Source organism: Cytobacillus gottheilii (assembly GCF_018582665.1).
In the GTDB taxonomy this organism is placed as follows: domain Bacteria; phylum Bacillota; class Bacilli; order Bacillales; family Cytobacillaceae; genus Cytobacillus; species Cytobacillus gottheilii.
Map to the genome: position 1 here is coordinate 1,788,642 of NZ_CP071709.1, position 20,483 is coordinate 1,809,124.

Annotated in this window: 19 protein-coding genes; 14 read left to right on the forward strand and 5 right to left on the reverse strand. The window is 38.0% G+C overall.

From position 1 onward, the window contains the following. Positions 1-28: 28 nt before the first annotated feature. Positions 29-229, reverse strand: a complete 201-nt coding sequence (locus tag J1899_RS08910) for a YlaI family protein (RefSeq protein ID WP_066447015.1) — start codon at positions 227-229, stop codon at positions 29-31. 202 nt (positions 230-431) lie between these two features. On the opposite strand from J1899_RS08910, the gene J1899_RS08915 reads away from it, so the two are divergent. Next, on the forward strand, positions 432-887 hold the full coding sequence (locus J1899_RS08915) for a pyridoxamine 5'-phosphate oxidase family protein (RefSeq protein WP_214478441.1): 456 nt from the start codon (positions 432-434) through the stop codon (positions 885-887). Positions 888-982: 95 nt separating this feature from the next. Here the strand turns inward: J1899_RS08915 and J1899_RS08920 are convergent, their stop codons facing one another. Next, positions 983-1,624: a YhcN/YlaJ family sporulation lipoprotein gene (locus tag J1899_RS08920; RefSeq protein ID WP_214478442.1), complete on the reverse strand. Its 642-nt coding sequence runs from the start codon at positions 1,622-1,624 to the stop codon at positions 983-985. Between the two features lie 233 nt (positions 1,625-1,857). Here J1899_RS08920 and J1899_RS08925 point away from each other — a divergent pair, with 233 nt between their 5' ends. Continuing rightward, positions 1,858-3,186, forward strand: coding sequence for a PhoH family protein (locus J1899_RS08925; protein ID WP_066447005.1), 1,329 nt, complete (start codon positions 1,858-1,860; stop codon positions 3,184-3,186). Between the two features lie 70 nt (positions 3,187-3,256). Here J1899_RS08925 and J1899_RS08930 read toward each other — a convergent pair whose 3' ends face one another. Beyond that, entirely contained in the window at positions 3,257-3,754 is a 498-nt protein-coding gene (locus J1899_RS08930) for a peptidyl-prolyl cis-trans isomerase (protein ID WP_214478443.1), read from the reverse strand. 245 nt (positions 3,755-3,999) lie between these two features. Here J1899_RS08930 and J1899_RS08935 point away from each other — a divergent pair, with 245 nt between their 5' ends. The 3 genes from J1899_RS08935 to pyc all read left to right on the forward strand — a co-directional run bounded on the left by J1899_RS08935 (position 4,000) and on the right by pyc (position 9,230). Further along, complete coding sequence (locus J1899_RS08935) at positions 4,000-4,281, forward strand: Fpa/YlaN family protein (RefSeq protein WP_066447001.1); 282 nt, start codon at positions 4,000-4,002, stop codon at positions 4,279-4,281. A gap of 260 nt (positions 4,282-4,541) precedes the next feature. After that, positions 4,542-5,744, forward strand: a complete 1,203-nt coding sequence (locus J1899_RS08940; protein ID WP_066446998.1) for an FtsW/RodA/SpoVE family cell cycle protein — start codon at positions 4,542-4,544, stop codon at positions 5,742-5,744. A 42-nt stretch (positions 5,745-5,786) separates the two neighbouring features. Then, on the forward strand, positions 5,787-9,230 hold the full coding sequence (pyc, locus tag J1899_RS08945) for a pyruvate carboxylase (RefSeq protein WP_066446995.1): 3,444 nt from the start codon (positions 5,787-5,789) through the stop codon (positions 9,228-9,230). A 56-nt stretch (positions 9,231-9,286) separates the two neighbouring features. Here pyc and J1899_RS08950 read toward each other — a convergent pair whose 3' ends face one another. Further along, positions 9,287-10,264 carry a COX15/CtaA family protein gene (locus J1899_RS08950; protein WP_214478444.1) on the reverse strand — a complete coding sequence of 326 codons (978 nt, stop codon included), beginning with the start codon at positions 10,262-10,264 and terminating at the stop codon, positions 9,287-9,289. Between the two features lie 781 nt (positions 10,265-11,045). Here J1899_RS08950 and cyoE point away from each other — a divergent pair. From cyoE to J1899_RS08990, 8 genes are all read left to right on the forward strand, one after another. Next, positions 11,046-11,984 carry a heme o synthase gene (gene cyoE / locus J1899_RS08955; protein ID WP_214478445.1) on the forward strand — a complete coding sequence of 313 codons (939 nt, stop codon included), beginning with the start codon at positions 11,046-11,048 and terminating at the stop codon, positions 11,982-11,984. 115 nt (positions 11,985-12,099) lie between these two features. Then, a complete protein-coding gene (coxB, locus tag J1899_RS08960; RefSeq protein ID WP_066446983.1) occupies positions 12,100-13,179 on the forward strand; it encodes a cytochrome c oxidase subunit II in 1,080 nt (359 codons plus the stop codon). Positions 13,180-13,210: 31 nt separating this feature from the next. Then, positions 13,211-15,085: a cytochrome c oxidase subunit I gene (gene ctaD, locus J1899_RS08965; RefSeq protein WP_066446981.1), complete on the forward strand. Its 1,875-nt coding sequence runs from the start codon at positions 13,211-13,213 to the stop codon at positions 15,083-15,085. Then, complete coding sequence (locus J1899_RS08970) at positions 15,085-15,714, forward strand: cytochrome c oxidase subunit 3 (RefSeq protein WP_066446979.1); 630 nt, start codon at positions 15,085-15,087, stop codon at positions 15,712-15,714. Before ctaD ends, J1899_RS08970 begins: the two co-directional genes overlap by 1 nt. 4 nt (positions 15,715-15,718) lie before the next feature. Continuing rightward, a complete protein-coding gene (gene ctaF / locus J1899_RS08975) occupies positions 15,719-16,054 on the forward strand; it encodes a cytochrome c oxidase subunit IVB (RefSeq protein ID WP_066446977.1) in 336 nt (111 codons plus the stop codon). 165 nt (positions 16,055-16,219) lie between these two features. Continuing rightward, positions 16,220-17,122, forward strand: a complete 903-nt coding sequence (gene ctaG / locus J1899_RS08980; RefSeq protein WP_066446974.1) for a cytochrome c oxidase assembly factor CtaG — start codon at positions 16,220-16,222, stop codon at positions 17,120-17,122. 281 nt (positions 17,123-17,403) lie between these two features. Beyond that, positions 17,404-17,871, forward strand: coding sequence for a DUF420 domain-containing protein (locus J1899_RS08985; protein WP_066446967.1), 468 nt, complete (start codon positions 17,404-17,406; stop codon positions 17,869-17,871). A 305-nt stretch (positions 17,872-18,176) separates the two neighbouring features. After that, complete coding sequence (locus tag J1899_RS08990; protein ID WP_214478446.1) at positions 18,177-18,527, forward strand: Asp23/Gls24 family envelope stress response protein; 351 nt, start codon at positions 18,177-18,179, stop codon at positions 18,525-18,527. A 73-nt stretch (positions 18,528-18,600) separates the two neighbouring features. Here the strand turns inward: J1899_RS08990 and J1899_RS08995 are convergent, their stop codons facing one another. Next, positions 18,601-18,963, reverse strand: coding sequence for a YugN family protein (locus tag J1899_RS08995; RefSeq protein WP_066446960.1), 363 nt, complete (start codon positions 18,961-18,963; stop codon positions 18,601-18,603). Positions 18,964-19,330: 367 nt separating this feature from the next. Here J1899_RS08995 and J1899_RS09000 point away from each other — a divergent pair, with 367 nt between their 5' ends. Then, a complete protein-coding gene (locus J1899_RS09000; protein ID WP_066446958.1) occupies positions 19,331-20,389 on the forward strand; it encodes a CAP domain-containing protein in 1,059 nt (352 codons plus the stop codon). Positions 20,390-20,483 lie beyond the last annotated feature (94 nt).

A 20,483-nucleotide genomic window follows, 5' to 3' on the forward strand; every position in this document is an offset into this window, starting at 1 on the left:
TGTTAGAAGTTTGGGTTTTTAGATCGAACTACCATTCATCATCACTTTTAGGGCTTTTATAAAGCCTGAAATTCCCCGTGGCAGCACGCTGCTTTGTTCTTTCTGCAATGCGGTCCTCACAAACTTTACACATATATGTATGAATAGGGCGATTGCGTAATCTTTTCGCCTCAGCAGAATCGTTTGGAATGGATTCTATTTTATCACATAGTACACATTTAACTCGCATATATTACACCTCAGTTAATAGTTCTTTCTTTTATTATAATATAACACAACTTCTGTTTCGAATTTAATTATCTCAGCAAAAGAGGGGATGGAAGTAATAAAGTGGTTACACGTCCTTGGCGGTTCCTTTTGAAAAAGGGGTGAAAGTTGAAACAAGTATTAAAAACATACTATGATAGTGATAAAGAGGAGGTGCCTTCATCATGGCTAACAGAGTTGAAAATCAATTGACAGAGCCGCTGTTCAAAGAAATGCAAAAGGAGCGTTTTGTTACTTTGGCAACAGTTGATTATGAGACAGGCGGCCCAAATGTACATGCCTTATCGTGGATAATGGCAAAGAATGAAAAAACAATTTATTTTGCAGTTGAAAGCCATTCGAGGATCATCCAGAACATAAAAGAGAATAATCAGGTCATTGTTCACATTATTGCTGATGAATCTGCTTATTCAATAGCTGGAAAAACGACCATTAAAGAAGATATTCTTAATCATCTGCCGTTAAAACTGACACTGGTTTCAATGCGAATTGATGAGGTTAGGGATGTGATGTTCTACGGAGCGAAAATGACAGTACAGCCTCATTATGATAAGACATATGATCTGGAAGCAGCTTCCCGGCTGGATGATCAGGTCATGGATGCAATGAAAAAAGCTTAGGCCGGAATTCTGAATTCCTTACAAAGGAGTCTAAAATTCCATACATAAGCTTTTTCTTTTTATCGTCGGATTCTTTTTGTCATGTTAAATGATACCTAGTTATTTTCATTATTGCTGTTCTTGGATTCTTTTCCGTTTTTGTAATGATTAGATTGTTCCTGCTGTTTCTGTTCTAATTTTTGTTCTTGATTATTATTAAGTCTTTTATCCGGCTCTTCAGTAGCGTTGCGCGGATTCGGATCAACCATATCTGCCGGTACTTCAGGTATTAATCTGCCGGAAACATCTGCTAATTCATTCATGATGCCCTGAAGCGGCCGGCCAGCTCCAATATCATCTCTAATCTCACGCAAGCGGGCATTAATATCTGGGTCAGCTACTACCAGTGCTCTTGCACCATGCGGATCTTTTTTTAAACTTTCAGCAACTGAAAATTTAATCGAACCAACTTCAGAACGATCAAGATCTTGATTAACATCAATCCCAACGATTGCGTACTGGCCAAGGACGATGGCGGTTGCATCGTTTACGTTAGGTAAGCTTGTAGCCAGATCGACAAGGTGTTTAGAGATTTCCTGCCCTGTCTGACGATCTGTTTCCTGTATGGTGCTGTTCCGAACATTTATTGCATTTTGACCAGTATTTTGGTTTAGACCAGAAGCATTATTTTGGTCATTATTCATTCCGCATCCAGTTAATAAAAGACTGGCAAATAGTAAAAAAAGAATATACCTCATTACCTTTACCTCCAATGTTAGAATTAGACCATATTTAGTTATGGGTGAAATAAGCCTGATTTAATCTGAACCTTTCTTGATTATTGTGTAAAATATCTTCTATCTTTATGCAGAAAAACATATAGTTTACCAAAGTTCAATTTGTCCCATTCCTTTTTCCAGCAAGAAGTGTGAATGGGATCAGCAAAACATATTGCACAATACTATGGCTACGAGGGCAGGAGGCATCGGGATTGAGAAAAATTTATGTGTTAGATACAAATGTCTTGTTGCAAGACCCATTTTCCATTTATTCTTTTGAAGAAAATGAGGTGGTTATTCCAGCAGTCGTTTTAGAAGAAGTCGATTCTAAAAAAAGATATATGGACGAAATAGGCAGGAATGCAAGGCAGGTATCGAGGCTCATAGACAGCATGAGATTAAATGGCAAGCTTCATGAGAAAATTCCGCTCGAAAACGGCGGAAGCCTTCGAATTGAATTAAATCACAGATCATTTCATCAGCTTCAAGAAATTTTTGTAGAAAAAACAAATGATAACCGCATATTAGCTGTTGCCAAAAATCTCTCTCTTGAAGAAGAAACAAAAGGAAACGGCAAACCTGTGATCCTGGTAAGCAAGGACGCATTGGTTCGTGTAAAGGCTGATGCAATTGGTTTAATGAGCGAAGATTTCTTAAGTGATCGGGTAATTGAAAACGACCATATTTATACTGGGTTTTTAGAGGTATATGTACAAAAGGAAGAGTTGAATAAGTTTTATGAAAAAGGTGAGCTATTACTTGCAGATATTGTGAATCATCCCTTCTACCCAAATCAATTTCTGGTTATGAAGGATGCGTTGGGATCTTCTTCATCAGCACTTGGGATGGTTGATTCTTCTGGCAAAAAAGTTAAAAAGCTGATTTTTGACTTTGAACATATATGGGGAATTAAGCCGCGAAACGTACAGCAGACAATGGCTTTGGAATTGCTGCTGAAAAAAGATATTCCGCTGATTACTCTTATTGGAAAAGCGGGAACAGGAAAGACATTATTAGCGCTTGCTGCGGGACTAATGCAAACAGAGGACTATGGCCACTTTAAAAAACTTCTTGTTGCTAGGCCCATTGTTCCAGTTGGCAAGGATTTAGGATTTTTGCCAGGAGAAAAGGAAGAAAAGTTAAGACCTTGGATGCAGCCGATTTACGATAATCTGGAATATTTATTTAACGTCAAAAAGCCAGGTGAGCTCGATGCCATTTTGGCGGGAATGGGTTCAATTGAAGTGGAAGCACTGACATACATCCGCGGGAGAAGTATTCCAGATCAATACATTATTATTGACGAAGCGCAAAATTTAACCAAGCATGAAGTAAAAACGATTCTTACAAGAGTAGGGGAAGGAAGTAAAATTGTCCTAATGGGGGATCCTGAGCAAATTGATCATCCATATTTAGATGCATATAATAACGGATTAACCTATGTGCTGGAGCGTTTTAAAGATCAGACAGTTTCTGGTCATGTAAAACTCGTGAAGGGAGAAAGATCTGGTCTGGCTCAGCTGGCTGCCGATTTGCTCTAAAAAAAATCATGTCAAAAAGGGCTGCTTTTGCCTTTTTGACATGATTTTTAGTGATTCTCCTTTGCTGGAGCTACTTAATTTGGAATGATGAAATGTTTTTAAATGGACTATTAGAATTGCTGCCATCACCAAAATAAGCATGAATAGGTCCGTCTTCCTTCAATGGCTTTCCTTCTTTTGAAAATCCGAGAATCATACCCATTGCATCTTCTAAAGACACTTGCTCTTCTCCGTTACGGCTGATTATAATGACACTTGAAGCATCTTCATTAGGCTCTGCATTTTTAATAAATGGGGCTAACGGAATGCCGAAGGTGCCAGTCAAAACTTTTTCTTTTTCAAACTTTTTTTCTGATTTTAGTGTAGGCGGATAAATGGCACCTTCCATGATTTCTCTGTCCCAATGCTTTGAAATAGACTTGGTGTATTCTTCCAGTGCATCCGTTTTTTCAATGGCTTCATCAAAATATGTATTTAAATCCACGCGGCGGTCATCAAAGATCCAAACACCTGGATCTAATGTTATCGGAAATTTTACATTTCCGCTAATTGATATAATATTTTCCATTACAATTCCCTCCCAGTTGTTCAGCGCTTACATATGGATAAAATTATACCCCTAATTTCTTTTATTGTCATTTTTTCAAATTGGCAGGAAAGTTGAAAGATTCAAGTGTTTAATCCGCTTATTTGAGACTATATAAATTTTTAAGACAAATTAACGGAAGCTTGTCCGTATTATTCTTGCTTTTTTTATAGGTTAAGTATAGAATTTATAGATAGGATAGTCGCTCGGAAACGGGGGGATTGATGTTGGCTTCTGAAATGATTATGGATCATAAAGAGAAAGCTAATGCACTGCTTAAAGCAGATGCTGATAAAATATTAAAACTAATTAAGGTCCAAATGGACAATTTAACAATGCCTCAGTGCCCTTTGTATGAGGAAGTTCTTGACACGCAGATGTTTGGCTTATCTCGAGAGATAGATTTTGCTGTCCGTTTAGGCTTAATAGACGATCAGGAAGGGAAAGCTATACTTGGTGAATTAGAACGTGAGCTATCAGCTCTGCATGAAGCATCAGTTAAAAAATAACTGAAAGAACTCAAACATTCATTGTGATGTTTGAGTTTTTTTACACCTGCAACTTTTTAAAAAACACTGTATTTCCCAGTTAGTTTTTTGTAACAGTAAACTTAAATAGTATGACATAATTATAGAATATTATTAATTAGTATGTTACATTAAAAGAGAACAGAATTGCTAGTTTTTGCTCTCTTCTAATGATGCAGGCAGGAAATCCTACACTTAAGTCGAATAACTATGACAACCTAGAAAATAAGGGAAGAGGACCAATGTTTAAAAAAATATTAAAATCTTATGATTACACTCTACTAGCTGTGGTTGTGCTGCTCTGTATATTTGGTCTCGTAATGGTTTACAGTTCAAGTATGGTCATGGCAGTCCAATATTATGGGCAGTCTAGCGATTTTTTCTATGAAAAACAAAAAACGAACTTAATCATCTCTGCTTTTGTGCTCATTGTTGTAGCTTTATTTCCATACAAAGCACTTATGAGCAATAAGATTCTTGTTCCAATGGTGTTTTTATCAATTATTGGGCTATCCGGCCTCTTCATAATTGGAACTGTTGCAGGAAATGCACTGAGCTGGTTTGAAGTAGGAACACGGAGTCTGCAGCCGGCAGAATTTGTCAAACTAAGTGTCATTATCTACCTGGCAGCTGTTTATGCAAAAAAGCAGCCTTACATAAATGAGTTCAACCGCGGGGTAGCACCGCCGCTTGCTTATTTAATACTGGTTTGTATGTTAATTGCAGTGCAGCCTGATTTTGGTACAGCAGCAATCATCTTTTTAATTGCTGCCACAATTATTTTTGCTTCTGGCATGAATTACAAAAATATTTTTAAACTTGGCTTAATCGGCATCTCCATTTTAGTGCCGATCGTCCTGTTGCTTAGAGAAAAAATATTCTCTGAAAAAAGACTTGGCAGATTTGAAGCCTTCATTGATCCATTTGGATCCGAACACGGCTACCAGCTCTCAAACTCTTTTATATCTTTAGGAATGGGCGGATTAAAAGGTCTGGGTTTAGGTGAGAGTGTGCAAAAATTAGGCTATTTACCAGAGGTGCATACTGATTTTATTATGGCAGTCATTGCTGAAGAGTTAGGCATTTTTGGTGTTAGTTTTGTGCTGCTGGGTTTAGGGTATATCGTTCTGAGGGGCTATTACATAGGAATGAAATGCAAAGATCCATTTGGAAGTCTGCTTGCGATCGGGATTTCAAGCATGATTGGAATTCAGGCGTTTATAAACTTAGCAGGCATTTCTGGGGTGATCCCGCTAACAGGTGTTACTTTGCCGTTTATAAGTTATGGTGGTTCTTCACTGCTGCAAATGTCTATTGCAATTGGTGTCCTTTTAAATGTATCAATGTTTGTAAAATATGAAGAAAAATATAAACATAAAGCTGAAAACCCTGTGCCTGAAAGTGCTCCGCTATATTCTAGCGGTGCTTCTATCGGGCGCAAGTAAAATAAATCATAAGAAAACTATAACAAAGTCGGGGTGTTTTTTATGGATCAGCGTATTCGCAAAGTTTTGGTGGCAAACAGAGGAGAAATTGCTATTCGTGTTTTTCGGGCTTGTACCGAACTAAATATTAGAACAGTTGCTGTCTATTCCAAAGAGGACTCTGTTTCCTATCATCGATATAAAGCAGACGAAGCTTACCTTGTTGGAGAAGGGAAAAAACCGATTGATGCCTATTTAGACATTGAAGGCATTATTGAGATTGCAAAAGAAAGTAATGTGGATGCGATCCACCCAGGCTATGGATTCTTATCTGAGAATATTCAGTTCGCTAAGCGCTGCGAAGAAGAAGGAATTAAATTTATTGGTCCTCATTCAAGGCACTTAGATATGTTTGGCGATAAGGTAAAAGCAAGAACTCAAGCTCAGCTGGCAGGCATTCCTGTCATTCCGGGAAGTGACGGGCCAGTTGCCAGCTTTGATGAAGTTGAGCATTTTGGAGAGCAGCACGGCTATCCAATTATCATTAAAGCCTCTTTAGGCGGCGGCGGACGCGGGATGCGAATTGTTAAAAGTGCCGGCGAGGTAAAAGAAGCATACGATCGTGCTAAATCAGAAGCAAAAGCTGCCTTTGGAAATGATGAAGTGTATGTAGAGAGGTTTGTCGAAAACCCTAAACATATTGAGGTGCAGATTATTGGGGATGAGCATGGAAATATCGTGCACTTGTTCGAGAGAGATTGTTCCGTGCAGCGCCGTCATCAAAAGGTAGTGGAAGTAGCGCCATGTGTGTCATTAGACGAAAATGTAAGAAATGATATTTGTGAAGCTGCTGTCAAGCTCATGAAAAATGTTGACTATATTAACGCAGGAACAGTCGAATTCCTTGTTTCAGGAAATAAATTTTACTTCATTGAGGTAAATCCCCGTGTTCAGGTTGAACATACAATCACTGAAATGATTACGGGTGTTGATATTGTTCAATCACAAATTATGATTGCTGAGGGTCATGATTTGCACGGTGAGACGGTTGGAATCCCACAGCAGAACGATATACATATTACAGGATTTGCCATCCAGTCAAGGGTGACAACAGAAGATCCTCTCAATAACTTTATGCCTGACACTGGAAAGCTAATGGCTTATCGATCAGGCGGTGGCTTTGGTGTCAGACTTGACGCCGGCAATGCATACCAGGGAGCAGTGATCACTCCTCACTATGATTCATTGCTTGTAAAGCTTTCTACACATGCGATGACATTTAAGCAGGCATCTGCAAAAATGATTCGAAATCTTCAGGAATTTCGAATTCGCGGTGTAAAAACGAATATTATGTTCCTTGAGAATGTTGTAAAGCATCAGAAATTCCAAAAAGGTGAATATGACACGTCGTTTATTGATCAGACACCAGAACTTTTTATTTTTCCAAAAAGAAAAGACCGCGGCACAAAGATGCTTTCTTATATTGGCAATGTAACGATTAACGGGTTTCCAGGAGTTGAAAAGAGCAAACGTCCTGCTTTTGAAGCACCAAGAATCCCGAAAGTAAAACATAATGAACCTTATCAGCAGGGCACAAAGCAAATTTTAGAAGAACGCGGTGCTGAAGGCTTGGTAAAATGGATAAAAGAACAGCAAAAAGTTCTTCTGACGGATACAACTTTTAGAGATGCGCATCAATCTCTGCTTGCTACGCGTGTAAGGACAACCGATTTAAAGCATATTGCCGAACCGACAGCTAAACTTCTTCCCAATATGTTCTCTTATGAAATGTGGGGTGGAGCCACATTTGATGTCGCGTACAGGTTTTTGAAGGAAGATCCATGGGAAAGACTGCTGACGTTAAGAGAACAAATGCCTAATGTCCTGCTGCAAATGCTGCTTCGTGCTTCCAATGCAGTTGGATATAAAAACTATCCAGATAATGTGATACGAGAATTTGTTGAAAAAAGTGCATATGCAGGAATTGATGTATTCCGTATTTTTGACAGCTTGAATTGGGTTAAGGGTATGGAGGTAGCGATAGATGCCGTTCGGCAGACAGGTAAAATTGCAGAGGCTGCTCTTTGCTACACTGGGGATATTTCTAATCCGCTTAAGACTAAATATGACCTTAATTACTACAAGTCCTTAGCTCGCGAGCTTGAGCAGCAGGGTGCACATATTTTAGCCATCAAGGATATGGCGGGATTACTTAAACCGCAATCAGCATATGCACTTATTTCCGAGTTAAAAGAAACGATTGATATACCAGTTCACTTGCATACTCATGATACGAGCGGAAACGGCATATTCACTTACGCAAAAGCGATTGAAGCAGGAGTTGACATTGTTGATGTTGCTTTAAGCTCTATGGCTGGCTTAACTTCACAGCCGAGTGCAAACTCCCTCTATTATGCATTAGAAGGTACAGAACGTATGCCTGACATGAACATACAGGCGTTAGAACAATTAGCACATTACTGGGAAGATATCCGTAAATATTACCATGATTTTGAGAGTGGCATGGTAGCTCCTCATACGGAAGTTTACGAGCATGAAATGCCTGGCGGGCAATACAGCAATCTGCAGCAGCAGGCAAAAGGTGTTGGCCTTGGTGATAAGTGGGATGAAGTGAAAACGATGTATTCACGGGTTAACGAAATGTTTGGAGATATCGTTAAAGTGACACCATCTTCCAAAGTGGTTGGAGATATGGCTTTATATATGGTACAAAATAAATTATCAGAAGAAGATGTTTTAACAAAAGGACTTTCACTGGATTTTCCAGATTCGGTCGTGGAGCTCTTCGAAGGGTATCTGGGACAGCCGTATGGAGGATTTCCGGAACAGCTCCAAAAAGTCATCCTAAAAGACAAAAAAGCAATTACTGTCCGACCGGGAGAGCTGCTGGAGGATGTAGATTTCCCTGCCTTGAAGGAAAAGCTCTTTAAAGAGATCGGCCGTCAAGTAACAAGCTTTGATGCTATTGCATATGCTTTATATCCGAAAGTCTATATGGATTATATTAAAACGCATCAGCAGTTTGGTGATATTTCCGTTCTGGATACACCAACATTCTTATATGGAATGGAGCTTGGGGGAGAGATCGAAGTAGAAATCGAGACTGGAAAAACGTTAATCGTAAAACTAGTTTCAATAGGAGAACCGCAGCCGGATGGAACAAGAGTTGTTTATTTTGAATTAAACGGACAGCAGCGTGAAGTTATTATTAAGGATGAGAGTATTAAGTCAACAATCGCTGTAAAAGCAAAGGCAGATCCGCATAATGAACAGCACATAGGTGCGTCGATGCCTGGAACTGTAATTAAAGTGTTGGTAGAAAAAGAAGCTAAAGTTCAAAAAGGTGACCACTTAATGATTACAGAAGCCATGAAAATGGAAACTACGGTTCAAGCTCCATTCTCTGGAATCGTAAAGGGAATTCATGTTAGCAATGGTGAAGCCATTCAAACAGGAGATCTTTTAATTGAAATAAGCAAAGAGTAACAAAAAAACTCGCCAATCGGCGAGTTTTTTTGTTGCGTTCATCATCAATTCTTGGTTTATGGAATGGTAATCGGCGGTATAGTAGTTTTAGACTCTGCTTTTTTTTGATTTTCTGTATTTTTAAGTATAACTGTATTATGTTTATTTCTGGATAACAGTAAAATGAAATATGCAAGAACCCCGAATAGACAAGTGATAAAGAAAGCATGAGCCAAAGCAATAATTAAATTTAATCTAGTAATAACGACCAGAGCACCGGCAATTACTTGCAGTGACACAAGGCTGAATGCTGCAATCCATCCGCCGTATATCACTTTTTGATTTTTATAATGCTTAATGGCGATATACGTTACATACGCAATCCAGATAAAGATGAGACCAGCTGCTGCCCGGTGCCCCATTTGTACCCACTGATGAAAACTTTCTGGCATGTAGAAGCCGTCGTTCACACATAGCGGCCAATCTCTGCATACCAAACTAGCATCCACATGGCGAACAAGAGCACCTGTATAAACAACGAACAGGCTATATATGGTAATGCCGATCATATGAAATTTCATACGCTTATCAATAATTAATTTTTCAGCTTCAAATTTCTTATCTACTTCAAAAATTAGCAATGTCAGCAAAAAGACGGCAGCAAATGAGATAAGAGAGATGCCAAAATGAAGCGCCATAACAAAATCAGATTGGCCCCACTTAACAGCAGCAGCGCCGATTAATGCTTGTAACACTAAAAAAATAAAGGAAGCCAATGATAAAAATTTTGTTTCACGGATATGTCCAATCTTTTTCCATGACCAGATCGATAGAACAAGCACCATGATGCCAACACTGCCTGTTACAGCTCTATGTGCAAACTCGATCACTAGTTCCATTGTAATCTCGGAAGGAATTAACTGTCCGTGGCATAATGGCCACGAGTTGCCGCACCCTTCACCTGAATCGGTTTTTGTTACGAGAGCCCCGCCTAGTAGTATTAGAAGCATTCCGAGCGTAGTCAGAACGGCAAACCACTTAAGTTTTTTCTGCAAAATTTTTCACCTTCTTAATAATTGTCTACTGTTTATCATATCAAATGAGTCTTTTGAATTAAAAGGTATTTGTATATTAAGTTCACTTTTTTGATAGTACAGGATGGGGAAGATATTTACAACCGTAATTCTAGCAGTTCTTTTATTTAATTGAAAAATGGTTGAAAGTTACCACATATTTTGCTAGAAATATAAATGAGGGTAATTTTGGGAATCCGATTAAGTAATTTAAACAAAATTGATTCCTGCTTCTTAAAAATAAAAGATACATAGTTTTGTAGTAAAGGGTAAAATAAAGCGCATACATAATATGTAGTAAGAAAGTAGTGGATTCCTTCTTAACTGAATACGTAACTGTCCTGTTCTTCAGAGGAATACCAGCTACGTGTTCGCAGCCGTGCTTCTACATATAGTGAGCATAAACTGGTAAGAAAAATCTCATTTAAGAAGCTGCATATGTAATTACAATATATTATCGCAGAAAAGCAACAAATAATTAATAATTTTTATTTTTTGACACAAATTATTCATAATTATTTCAAAAAAATTTCACAAAATAGCTAAAAAATGTGATTTAATATAACAAAAGAGTGTTTAAGGTAACGGTATCATATGGATGTTAACACTATTTACGTAGTGGAAAACTATTTTCTATATAATTTTTAAGCATTCTCTCAATTTTTATTACAAATATGGCAAAGTGAGCAATAATGCTATATAGTAGATGATGGTGCATTTATACGTTGTTGTATTTGTAATATAAGATAAAGGAGGAGAATTTATGGCTAACTCGAGGGCTTTCAGCGAAGCTGGAATCGAGGGGAATGAAGGAAGCCTGAAAAACGGTTTGCCGTCTACGACAGTGTGGAAGGATTTTATGGCACTGATTAAAGTCGGCATCGTAAATTCTAATGCGATTACTACTTTTACCGGAATATGGCTTGCATTGCATTTCACCGGAAAAGGGTTTTTCCATAATCTTGATATTGTGTTTTTTACATTAGTTGGGTCTTCTCTAATTATTGCAGGTTCATGCAGTTTAAATAACTATATTGATCGCGATATTGATCACCTGATGGAAAGAACAAAATCCAGGCCGACTGTAACAGGGAAAGTTAAACCGGTTATGGTTGCTATTATGAGTTTTGCCTTTATATCAGGAGGAACTCTGCTGCTTCTGCTGACAACGAAAACAGCTGTTTTGATTGGTTTAGTTGGCGTTTTTAGCTATGTTGTACTGTATACGCTTTGGACAAAAAGAAGATTTGTTTCAAACACAATCGTTGGCAGCATCTCTGGTGCGGTTCCGCCTTTAATCGGATGGGCTGCAGTTGATGCCAATTTAGATCCAATGGCGTGGGTTTTATTTTTGATTATGTTTATATGGCAGCCGCCGCATTTTTATGCTTTAGCTATGAGAAGAGCAGAAGAGTATAGGGCTGCAGGTGTACCGATGCTTCCTGTTGTTAAAGGATTTAAGGTAACGAAGATACATACATATGTGTGGATCATTTTATTGATTCCGCTTCCATTTCTTCTTCCGGCTTTAGGAACACCATTTATTGCTTTTGCGACATTACTGAATCTAGGATGGATTGCTGTTGGAGTGTATGCAAACAAATTTAAAGACGACATTAAGTGGGCAACTTTAATGTTCGTATACTCCATACAATATCTGACCATCCTGTTTGTAGCTATGGTAATTGTCACACTTATATAATTATTTATTTTTTGTTAGGAAATTTTCTCTTTCCTTAGTTTCATGAAGAGAGGATTTATCCATATTTATCATCAACATTAAGAAATTTTATACGAAAGAGGGGTATGTTTTAGCTATGAAAAGGCTTTTAAAAGGGCGTCTTAGTTTTATTTTTCTGTTTGCGATGCTAACGCTAATACTGTCCGGCTGTGGAGAACCGTTTCTATCGACGCTTCAGCCTGCAGGAGAAGTTGCTCGTACGCAGTATGATTTGATGCTGTTAAGCGTAGTGATCATGGTGGGTGTTATCATTGTTGTAACAGCAATTTTCCTTATTGTGCTATTTAAGTTCCGCCGTAAGGATGAAAGTATTCCAAAACAGGTTGAAGGAAGTCACAAGCTTGAAATTATCTGGACTGTTATCCCGATCCTTCTCCTTCTTGTTTTAGCAGTGCCAACTGTTAAAGCAACATTTGATTTAGCTGACGTTTCTCCAATGGAAGAAACAAATGAGGATGGCAAGACTGATGTTACGACAGTAAATGTACGTGCCAACCTATATTGGTGGGAATTTGAATATCCAAACGAAGAAATCATTACAAGCCAAGAGCTTGTCGTTCCTACTGATGAAAGAGTTTATTTCAATTTGATTGCATCTGACGTAAAGCATTCATTCTGGATTCCAGCTGTTGGCGGAAAGATGGATACGAATACGGACAACGTAAATAAATTCTGGCTTTCATTTGATGGAGATAAAGCTGGTGAGATGGAAGACAATATTTTCTACGGGAAATGTGCTGAGCTATGCGGACCTTCACATGCTTTAATGGATTTCAAGGTTAGAGCGATTCCTCGTGATCAATTTGATCAGTGGGTAGGCAATATGCAATCTGTTACTGAGCCTGTAGCTGCTGAAAGTGCAACTGCACAGCAAGGTCAGGAAATTTTCAACAATAGCTGTATCGGATGTCACGCTGTTACTCCAGCTAACACAACTCCTGAAGCAGCACGTATGGCACCGAATTTAACAAACTTTGGTGACCGTGAACATATTATCGGATATCTTGAAAATAATGAAGAAAACATTAAAAAATGGCTGAATGATCCTGAAAGTCTGAAGCCTGGAAACAAAATGACCGATACTTATGGTGATTTATCCGATGAAGAAATTGATGCACTTACACAATACTTAACGGGTCTTAAAGTTCAAGATTAAAAGGGGATTTGTTTAAAAGGGAGGTAAAATTGTGAGTACCTTAGCTCAGAAAAAGGGGTTCGGCGCTACTATATGGGACTATCTGACAACAGTTGACCATAAAAAAATCGCGATCCTTTATCTAATAGCTGGCGGATTCTTCTTCTTAGTTGGTGGATTAGAAGCAATGTTTATCCGTGTTCAGCTTGCCGTACCAAATAATGATTTTGTCAGTGCGGGACTATATAATGAAATTTTAACTATGCACGGAACTACGATGATTTTCTTGGCTGCGATGCCACTTGTTTTTGCTTTTATGAATGCCATTATGCCACTTCAAATTGGTGCGCGTGATGTTGCGTTTCCATTTCTAAACTCTTTAGGATTCTGGCTATTTTTCTTCGGAGGCGTATTCTTAAACCTTTCTTGGTTTTTAGGCGGCGCTCCTGATGCAGGCTGGACTTCCTACGCATCTTTATCACTTGCATCAGAAGGCCATGGAATTGATTTCTATGTACTTGGGCTGCAAATATCCGGGGCAGGTACGTTAATTGGGGGAATTAACTTCCTTGTAACGATTATTAATATGCGTGCACCTGGTATGACATATATGCGTATGCCAATGTTTACATGGGCAACTTTTGTTACATCTGCATTAATTCTATTTGCTTTCCCTCCATTAACAATCGGTTTATTCCTAATGTTATTTGACCGTATGTTTGGAGCTAATTTCTTTGATCCAACAATGGGTGGTAATACGATTATTTGGGAGCATTTCTTCTGGATTTTCGGGCATCCTGAGGTTTATATTTTGATTCTTCCGGCGTTCGGGATTTTCTCTGAAATCTTTGCGATTTTCTCAAGAAAACGTCTTTTCGGTTACTCGTCCATGGTTTTTGCGACCGTGTTAATCGGTTTCTTAGGCTTCATGGTATGGGCTCACCATATGTTTACAACAGGTATGGGTCCAATTGCGAATGCGATCTTCGCTGTAGCAACGATGGCAATTGCTGTACCTACAGGAATTAAAATCTTCAACTGGCTGTTCACGATGTGGGGAGGAAGCATACAGTTTACGACTCCTATGATGTATGCTGTTGCCTTTATTCCTTCATTTACAATGGGTGGAGTAACAGGGGTAATGCTTGCTTCAGCTGCACAGGATTATCAATATCATGACAGTTATTTCGTAGTAGCTCACTTCCACTATGTTATTGTTGGTGGGGTTGTGTTTGCACTATTAGCTGGAACACATCTATATTGGCCAAAAATGTTTGGAACAATGCTTAATGAAAAAATGGGTAAATGGACGTTCTGGCTGTTCTTAATTGGATTCCATCTAACATTCTTTATCCAGCATTTCTTAGGATTATGGGGAATGCCGCGCCGTATCTTTACTTTCAATGAAGGTCAAGGTTTGGATGCAGCCAATGCAGTCAGTACGGTTGGAGCGTTCTTTATGGCAGTATCAACGATTATTCTTTTAATTAATATTATTATGACTAGCATTAAAAACGAAAAGGTTGGCAGTGATCCATGGGGAGATGGACGTACACTTGAATGGGCAATCCCTTCACCGCCGCCATTCTATAACTTTAAGCAGCTGCCGCTAGTGCGCGGATTAGATGCACTTTGGATTGAAAAAATGGAAGGCAAAAAAGGAATGACACCTGCTGAACCATTAGGTGATATCCATATGCCAAACAATTCAATTATTCCGTTTGTGATGTCATCTGGATTATTCGTGGCAGCGTTTGGTGCCATGTATCATGCTGACGAAGGCAACACATGGGGCATTCCAGTCTTAATTATCGGATTATTAATCACTTTAGGTTCTATGCTTGTTCGTTCAGTTAAAGATGATCATGGATACCATATTCATAAAGAGGAATTGGTTGACGATGATGATAAGGGGGTAAAGGCATAATGCAAGCAGAAGAAAAATTCACAAATGAAACATGGCCTGCGTCGCCTGAAAAACAAACCCTCGAGGCGAAAAATAAATTTCTTGGCTTTTGGTTCTTCTTAGGCGGAGAAACGGTTTTATTCGCATCTTTATTTGCGACATATCTTGCTTTAAAAGATAAAGTTCCAAATAGTGAAATGTCTCTAGCAAAAGATTTGTTTGAGATGCCGCTTGTTTTTGCAATGACCATGATTCTATTAACAAGCTCGCTGACAAGTGTATATGCTATGTATCATATGAAAAACTTCAACTTTGGTAAGATGCAGCTTTGGATTGCAATCACTGTTCTTCTTGGTCTAGTTTTCTTAGGACTCGAGATTTACGAGTTTAATCATTATGTGCATGAATTCGGCCATACATTTACCAGCAGTGCATTTGGATCTGCCTTCTATACGCTTGTAGGTTTCCACGGTGCCCACGTTGCTTTTGGATTAATGTGGTTTATTGCACTAATGATTCGAAATGGCAAACGGGGATTAAATCTGTACAACGCGCCAAAATATTATGTAGCTAGTCTTTACTGGCATTTTATCGACGTTGTATGGGTATTTATCTTCACTGTCGTATATTTAATGGGAATGGTGGGATAAACTGATGACAAATGAACAGTTAAATTCAGGAAACCCTAAAGTAGACATTGAATATCGCCGCAAAAAAAATGCAGAGGAAATGCGCTATCAAATCATTACCTTTGCACTGATGATCTTCTTGACTTTAGTAGCATTCGTTGCAGTTGGATATGAAGGATTTTCTGCATCATTTGCTGTACCTTTTATCCTTGTCTTGGCTTTTGTTCAAGTGGCTTTTCAACTGTATTATTTCATGCATATGAGCCACAAAGGACATGAAGCACCTGCATTATTTTTATACTCTGGCGTATTCGTCGGCTTTATCACTGTGCTAGCATTTATGACAGTGATCTGGTGGTAAAATCATTGAAAATCGGCTATTAGCCGATTTTCTTTTTATGCTTAAGAAAAGATCGATTACTATCATGGTGAATCTCCTTCTATTTTTTCTATTATTTGCTTAAACCTCGAGTTGAGCGCGGTGAAATAATATACTATAATAGAATCTGAACAGAGGTGAATACAAATGAGTTTAGATATTTTTGGCTTTAATGCACTGTGGAGTCCGTCACTGTTTGTTATGCTGCTGGTCGTATTAGGGATCTATTTCCTTCTGATGACAAAGTTCCGCAGCAAATTTTCAACCAGTGAGCCTCTAACCAGAAAAGAAGCCGCCTATTTTACAACAGGTATCATTTTGCTGTATATCATTAAAGGTTCTCCTTTAGACTTAATGGGGCATTTAATGTTTTATGCTCATATGATTCAGATGGCTGTGCTTTACTTAATTACTCCAATCTTTTTCATATTAGGTATTCCTAAATGGGTCTGGAGAGCACTGCTAGCCAAGAAATTTTTTGGCAAACCTTTTAATTTCTTTACAAAACCAATCGTAGCTTTGATTTTATTCAATGGTTTATTTTCCTTTTATCATATCCCTCTCATTTTCGATACGATAAAAATTAATTTCTGGCTGCATGAAGGCTACACAGCCATTTTGTTTATCGTTTCGATTATTATGTGGTGGCCGCTAATTAATCCGCTTCCAGAGCAGGAAAAACTGAGCGGACTTAAAAAGGTCGGTTATATTTTTGCAGATGGTGTCCTGCTGACACCTGCATGCGCGTTAATTATCTTTGCTGATACACCGATGTATGCTACGTACTCTGACCCTGCAGCATGGGGACAGGCACTCGCTCTATGTGTTTCACCTGCTCTATTAAGCAGTTTAGATTTAAGCGGCCCAGAGATGTTTAGTTCCATGTCTCTTGTCCATGATCAGCAGCTTGGCGGAGTTATAATGAAAATCATTCAGGAAATTGTATATGGGTATGTACTTGCCTTAGTATTCTTCAGCTGGTACAAGAAAGAACAAGAGGAAACAGACCCGCACACTGAAAAGCTCTTAAATCCACAGCCGATTGAGTAAGAGAACGAAGTAGAACTGCCTTAGTTTATAGGGCAGTTTTATTTTTTTATACTCTATTATGTGTGCTTTTTCTTCCATTTTGCTGATGATTCTTAAATGTGGTTATGATAAAGATATCAGTTAACAAAATCACATTTTCTAGAAATAATATGAACAATTACTGAATTTTATCCAAAAAGACTGTATCACTGTTGAAAAGTGCGCTATATTTTAATAGAATGAGCAATGTGTCTGTTAGTTATTGCTTTATGTATACATATATAGCCAGAGAGGAAGTTACTATGGAATTTTCATTGCCGATTTTACCGACAATCAGTACAACGTTTATAGTTCTCAGTGCCATCATGGTTGCAATAGGCTGGGTTCAAATTAGCAAAAGAAAACTGGAAGCTCATAAAAAATCAATGTTTTTAGCCGGGCTTTTTGCGGTTATATTCTTTATTATTTATGCAAGCAGAACAATCTTTATTGGAAATACAGCTTTTGGCGGTCCAGATGATATTAAAATTTACTATACCATCTTTCTTATCTTTCATATTACGTTAGCCACAATTGGTGCAGTTCTGGGGATTATCAGTTTATATACCGGCTATAAAAATAAACTGGCCCGCCATCGAAAGCTTGGTCCCATTACGAGTATAGTTTGGTTTTTCACTGCCATTACTGGTGTAGCTGTCTATTTACTGCTTTATGTATTTTATCATGGCGGGGAGACAACTTCTGTTATTAAGGCAATTTTAGGATTTTAATCAAGTTACAAAAACAGCTTATTCACTGTATAGTACAATTACAAACAAGATCAGCCCGACTATTGGGAGAAAGAATTTGCTTTATTCTTCTGCCTAATCGTTCGGGTTTTTTCTATTGTGTCGAAAAACGCTGCAAGCTGACTAAAAGATCTCCTCTATTAGAGGGAGAGTTTGCAGGTAAAGTATGAAAGAGTAAAAATGGTAATTAGTACATCATTATCATTTATACACTATAACCGTCACCTTTTGATGATTTTTTGAATTATTTATAGAAAGCTAAATAGTAAAGAAGGAGATGATGGGAGTTGAGCGAAAAAGAAGGGCTGCTGAAAAAACGGAACGCTATTGCAGAAGGAATCATAAATACAATAGTTGAAGCAAATATTGATGATTTCGAGCATGTAGAAATGTATAAACGCATGCAATTTACAAACATTTTTCCATCACCGATTGGAGAAGCTCTAAATATTTCATATCCTGATAAGGAAAAAGTACAAATTAAAATAAATATTACGGTGGTCAATACACCATCTGTTATACAAAAGTTGCCGGTGCTTCAAGAAAAGATTGCCGAGGAGATACGGGTTTTTACAGGTGTGAATGTAGAAAAGGTGGATATAGCGATAAAAAGATATATGCATGAAAAAAAGCAATAAAAAACCAGACGCACTGCTTAGTCGTCTGGTTTATTTTGTTTGTATCACTCAAAAATGCGACACATGTAAAGAGTTAAGCCTGTGCAAATTTCTCAACTTCATTTTTAATATCTGTAAGGATTTTTTCACATTGGCTGACAAGGCTTTTAGGAAAAGTTTCTCCCTCACCATATTCAACGCCATGCGGATAATAATGCTTGCCTAAAAGCGGTGTCATAATCTGGATAAGGGCTTTGTGAGCGCCTACATCTCCTTCAGCAGCATAACCGAAAACGCGCAAATAATAAACACCATCTTTTAATTCAAATTTGCGATCGTATGTAACTCTTTCGTAATCCCACTGGCCTTCACGGACTAAACCGTATGAAAGCATAACCTCGTCCAGCCGATTTAAGTCTGCTTTTAGTTTATCTAATCCAATGTTTTCAAACTTCATATCGATTCCCCTCCTACAATCGTTCCGTGCATAATAGCAAGGAAAAATGCGTCATTCCTACAAAATTATCTCAAACTTAATAATAGTAGAAAAAAGCAGAAGTTGCAACGTCAATGAATGAGAAAACCTAATCCTTCAACAATTTTGTGGTACCATTAATTCAAATGGGTTCTACCTTAACCCTTATAAAAATTTTATCTTATTCAAGTTTTAAAGAGCATTCTTAATGGAAATGCCCAATAAAAATAGTCCTGTACTGAAAAAGGGGAAATATTTATAACATTTTTAAAGAATTTATTTGATGTTATACTATTTTTAAAGGACAAACATATAATGATAGAGAAAATGATAGAAGGGAGGATGAAATTTGCGAAATTTAGTTAGAATTCTAGCACTTATAGCTGCATTTTTACTTATTTGGCTTTACTTTGATTCAACAGGTGAAGAACAGGAGATCCTGATACAGGAAGAAAATACTGAACCTGAGAAAAAACAGGCATTAGTAGATTCTGATGAAACCAATTCTGGGATTGAAATGCCGGAAACAGGGTTAGCTGCCTTAATTGGGAAATCGGAGCAAGAACTTATTGAATTATACGGTGAACCGCAAAGAGTTGATCCTTCACTATACGATTATGAATGGTGGATTTATGCAATAAATGATCATAATTATATGCAGGTAGGCATGGAGGATGAGCAGGCAGTTACTGTTTTTGCTACTGGCAGCGAAACAGATGTTGAACCTTTCAAAATTGGTCAGGCTGCCTCTGAATTATATGCTTCCGTTTTTGCAGATACAAATGTCAACATCGAATATGATAACAGCTCTTATCGTTTTGAATTATCAGAAGAAGATCTGAATACACGGCCAATTATTCGGCTTGGTGATGTGTTCGCTCTGCTGTATATAGATAAATTTACCGGTACATTATCAAGTGTGAGATTTGTAAATACAGAAACACTTCTTAAATTAAGACCATACGAAATGGTTTACAGAGGAGAATTACTTGAGGCAGGAACAGAGGCAGAGGACAATGATCAAGTAAATAGAGGGAAAGAGCTTCAAATTTTAGACATCACTAATGTTATACGTGTCCGTCATGGTATGGAACCTTTAGAATGGGACGATCAAACTGCTGCTGTGGCACTTGGTCATAGTATCGATATGTTTGAAACGGAGGTTTTCTCACATACATCAGAGAGGTATGGAGAATTATCTGATCGCTTGGAAGCCGGAGAGGTTACATACTTATCTGCAGGGGAAAATATAGCGGCAAATTATATTGATGCACCTGCAGTCGTAGAAGGCTGGCTAAACAGCAAAGGGCACAGGGAAAGTCTATTAAACGATAAGTTCACTCACCTGGGAGTGGGAGTATACGAAAAACACTATACACAAAACTTCATTGAAAAGTGGCAAGAGTAAGACGATTCTGCTGGAAGATATTCTTCTGGCAGAATTGTCTTTTTTTATGCTCTATCGAAACGAAATGAACAGTAATACATTTATGAAATCAGTA